3 protein-coding genes are annotated in these 3,497 nt (G+C 64.0%); 1 reads left to right on the top strand and 2 read right to left on the bottom strand.

Annotated features, from left to right (window positions below; genetic code table 11):
- Nucleotides 1-121 precede the first annotated feature (121 nt).
- Nucleotides 122-1,162 (bottom strand): hypothetical protein, encoded by a 1,041-nt coding sequence (locus Q2M23_RS43255; protein ID WP_316399465.1) that lies wholly within the window; start codon nucleotides 1,160-1,162, stop codon nucleotides 122-124.
- Between the two features lie 327 nt (nucleotides 1,163-1,489).
- Nucleotides 1,490-1,756, bottom strand: coding sequence for a hypothetical protein (locus Q2M23_RS43250; RefSeq protein ID WP_316399464.1), 267 nt, complete (start codon nucleotides 1,754-1,756; stop codon nucleotides 1,490-1,492).
- Between the two features lie 420 nt (nucleotides 1,757-2,176).
- On the opposite strand from Q2M23_RS43250, the gene dinB reads away from it, so the two are divergent.
- Nucleotides 2,177-3,424, top strand: coding sequence for a DNA polymerase IV (dinB, locus tag Q2M23_RS43245; RefSeq protein WP_316399463.1), 1,248 nt, complete (start codon nucleotides 2,177-2,179; stop codon nucleotides 3,422-3,424).
- Nucleotides 3,425-3,497 lie beyond the last annotated feature (73 nt).

Below are 3,497 nucleotides of genomic sequence, written 5' to 3'. Positions count from 1 at the left end.
TTCCTGCAAAATCGAATACTACATCAAGACCAATTCTGCTTATTTCTCAAGTCAATCCGCATTCTTCACGGACGACTCGATATTTTGGCAGCTCGCCCCTGCGACTTGACCTCGCCACGATCTAATTCGGCATCAGCACGACATCGATGCGGCGGCTGTTTCGTGTGCTGATGACGATGGCGCCGTTGCGGGTGGCGAATCTCGCACCGAGAAGCCGCGGCAGCTTTTCCGTCAGCGATGAAGGCAGCGGAATCATTCCGCCCGTGATGGGATCGCCGACATTGATCGGCGCGACAGCTGTGCCGGCGGAAGGCGCTGCCTTGATGTACTCCCTTATCAACTGAATCTCTTCACGCGAGAGGTTGAGCGCGGCCTGTTCGCCTGCGCCGTCAGGCAGCTTCTTTTCCGCCTCGACCTTGTCTTGCGCATCTTGCTGCTGGGCAGCCTCGCGTCTTGCGACTTCGGCCTGTTCGAATCTGGCGAGGCGTTCCCTCAGCGGCGCGATCTCCCGCCGCAACGCGGCAATGTCCGACTTCAGCGAAGAGAGCTGACCAAGCGCAATCGCGGCGGCAACGCAAGCGACGACCGAGATCAGGCTGAGGCACGCCACCGCCAGCCCCGTCAATCCGCCTCGACGATCGGCACGACGATCCCCGACATCCTCCGCGGGTCGCCGTCGCCGCGCGGCGGCGAATTTCGGCTTGATCGTGCCGAGCAAGCTGACCAGACCGGACAGCCGCGCAGCCACCACCCGGTTCGCCTCTTGAAAGGCGCCGAGTGCAGGCGCAGGGACGACCGGAGAGTGCGCCGAGGGGATGCCGGGAGCGGTAGCCGAACGGCCCGCGCCGGATGGCTGGCGGTCGTCGTGGTCCTCGCGCGTCATGCCGGGGAGCTCGAGATCAACGTCGTCGGGACGGTCGATCGCAGTATCCGCAACGTAATGGCGCGTGTCGGCCGCAGCGGCGTCCAATCGTTCCGTTTCCTGTCGATCGGGTCCGTGTTCGATGCGGGCGGCTTCAAGCGAGCGCCACAGCGAGAGCCCCGAATCGGTGATCTGCAGGCCCGCGTCGTTGATCGATGCCCATCCCGATTGGAAGACGTCGGCGTCGCCAAGCTCGGACGGCCGCTTCGACTGTGTGGCTTCATCGCCGGCCGCGATCATGCGCTTGACCTCGCGGCTGACCTCGTCGATCGCGATCCGCTGCCCGGGCCTTGCGGCCAGCACACTCAGGATCGCCAGATTGAACCTCATGCGGCGCCTCGCGATGCTCCTCAACCGGCCGTGCCGCCGTTCCGCTCCCGTGCAGGCGACGTGCGAGCCTCAGCGGGGTCGAAGCGGATCAATCATGCCGGCGCGGACGTCGGTCAGTCAGGGAGTCAAGCAAGTGTACCGGCTCGCCAAGGGGCAAACAATCCGGCACCAGACCTACGACAGATGGATAAGTCGGCCCGCAAACGCGACGCGTCGGGATCGCGTTCGTTGCGCGCCTCAGAGAAACTCGCGAAGCCTGGAGAGCTCGATCACATGCTCGGGCGACAGCACGTCGGGGACGAGGGGAGGCTGCGGCTTGGTCCGGATCTCGTAAAGATGTCGCGTCTTCTCGGGCTTGCCCATGAAATCCCGAATGCATTGGTCGAGCGTTCCATTGACGACCATATAGGGCGCGCGATCCTCTCGCCTCGAGTTGTTGAGAGAAGGCCATTTGTAAAGGTGGGCCGCAGCTTGGAAGTCCACCTGATGAGATTGGTCGGTCATCTCAAAATATCTACCCGAAAAAGCCTGCGCGGCAAAGCCAGCCGCTGATGAGTGAGCCGGTGCGGCAATACGCGCAAAGCTGCGTGCGGTCGTGGATCGCAGAGGCCGCCGTCATGCTCTCGAACGATCCACGGATGTGCCTCGCGTCGATGCCTCGCAGCAACTCCCGCTTCGATCTCCCGCGGACCGAGATCGGGGGCGATCGGGCGAAGCCGGCTGAAGGGAGCGCCGACAGGCCCCTCGCGCGGCAAGCACGCGGCGTGGCAACGCGTGTTGACGACCCGGCGTCGTTCGCGGCGCCAGCGGCCGCGATGACATGCTGGATTGACTCGATTTCAGATTGTTCCTATTTTGTTCTGTTGCTAGTTTTCACGTCCGGAGACGGGCGGCTTCGGTCGGGTCAGGGATGAGCGGGTCGAGATGGCAGCCGCAGCCACCATCCTTCATGCGGACCTGGATGCATTTTACGCATCGGTCGAGCAGCTGCTCGAGCCGTCGCTGCGCGGCAAGCCGATCGCCGTCGGGGGCGGGGTTGTGCTGGCGGCGTCCTATGAGGCCAAGGCCTTCGGAGTGCATGGCGGCATGTCGGGGCGGGAAGCGCGCCAACTGTGCCCGCAACTGGTTTTCGTCGGCGGCCATTTCAGCGATTACCAGCGGTTGGGTGACGCGGCCATCAAGGTGATCGGCGACTTCACGCCGCTGGTCGAGCGAATTTCGATCGACGAGGCGTTTGCGGACGTTGCCGGCTGCACTCACCTGTTCGGAACGCCTGCCGAAATAGCCGCGTCGATCCGGTGGCGCGTACGCAGCGAACTCGGCCTTCCGATCTCGGTCGGCGTCGCCCGCACCAAGCATCTGGCGAAGATCGCCTCGCAGGTCGCAAAGCCCGACGGACTTGTCGTCGTTGATCCCGACGCCGAGCTGAGCTTCCTTCACGAATTGCCGGTTGAGTTGATGTGGGGAGTAGGGCCAGTCACCAGGATGCGGTTGGATGCGATCGGCGTCGCGACGATCGGTCAACTCGCCAAATTGTCGGAACGGTCGCTGACGCACTTGCTCGGTCCGGCAGCGGGCGAGAAACTCGCCGCGCTGGCCTGGAATCGCGATCCGCGACAGCTCAAGCCACACCGGCGCGCGCGATCGGCGGGGGCACAATCGGCGCTTGGCCGAAAGCCTGCGATCGAGCAAGTCATCCGGCCCACGCTGCTTCATCTCGCCGACCGCGTCGCCACGCGGCTTCGGGCGAAATCACGGCCTGGACGAACCGTGACGGTGCGCGTCCGTTTCGCCGACCTGAAGTCGGTGACGCGCTCGATGACGATCGATGCGCCGGTGTGCACGACCATCGTCCTGGCCCGGCTCGCCGAGAATCTCGTGAGCGCTGCTCTTGCCGACCATCCCGGCGAGAAGATCATCTCGCTGCTGGCGATCTCGGTTTCGCATCTCGAGGAGCATTGGGATCTTGCACTGGAGCTTCCACTCGGACTGGAGGACGAAGCGCTTCGGCCTGGAAGTCCGACAGGGATGGCCCGCTGGGCGGCGGACCGTGCGATCGACAAGATCCGCGATCGCTTTGGCTGGGGGGCGATCGGATATGGTTCGGCGGCGCTGGAGGCGGTTCATTCGGTGCCCGACGCGTTTCGCAAGCTTGCCGAGAGAGAGCTCTAGGTGGTGTGGACACTAGCGCATCCATAGAACAATGGCAGCGAGAGTGACGACGGCCCGGTAATTCCGGGCCGTT

The sequence above is a fragment of the Bradyrhizobium sp. 33ap4 genome (genome assembly GCF_032654765.1).
In the GTDB taxonomy this organism is placed as follows: Bacteria; Pseudomonadota; Alphaproteobacteria; order Rhizobiales; family Xanthobacteraceae; genus Bradyrhizobium; species Bradyrhizobium australafricanum.
This window is presented reverse-complemented; position numbering and strand designations above follow the sequence as displayed.

What these genes read in the sequence shown, in the direction of transcription:
- Q2M23_RS43255 (WP_316399465.1), bottom strand. Translation starts at nt 1,162, where the DNA reads ATGATCGCGGCCGGCGATGAAGCCACACAGTCGAAGCGGCCGTCCGAG.
- Q2M23_RS43250 (WP_316399464.1), bottom strand. Translation starts at nt 1,756, where the DNA reads ATGACCGACCAATCTCATCAGGTGGACTTCCAAGCTGCGGCCCACCTT.
- dinB (WP_316399463.1), top strand. Translation starts at nt 2,177, where the DNA reads ATGGCAGCCGCAGCCACCATCCTTCATGCGGACCTGGATGCATTTTAC.